Source organism: Mediterraneibacter sp. 210702-DFI.5.30 (assembly GCF_020560115.1).
GTDB lineage: Bacteria > Bacillota > Clostridia > Lachnospirales > Lachnospiraceae > Mediterraneibacter > Mediterraneibacter faecis.
Genome location: NZ_JAJCME010000127.1, coordinates 1 through 251 on the forward strand (window position 1 = coordinate 1; position 251 = coordinate 251).

The window sequence follows — 251 nt, forward strand, 5'->3', positions numbered from 1 at the left end:
TTTGCGAAGATGATGTCTGGGTTGTATCCTTGGCAACGGCTTCAATCGCCATTAACAGGTTGGCTTTCTCTAAGGCATCCTGTGCTTTGTTCAAGGCATCGACAGCATCGTTTAATTCTTTCTCTGCCTTGCTCAGCCTGTTTTTTTGCGTTTCAACGTCTTTATTGGCATTGGCTAAAGCCGTCTGTGTTTCATTGACCTTTTGCAGTGCCGATGGAATCAGTCCATAGATATGTAAGACTCCATAGTTG

At 44.2% G+C, this 251-nt stretch carries 1 protein-coding gene; it reads right to left on the reverse strand.

The features are described 5' to 3' along the window. Nucleotides 1-251: hypothetical protein (locus LI126_RS14950; protein ID WP_227165709.1), on the reverse strand; the 251-nt coding region annotated here is incomplete at both ends.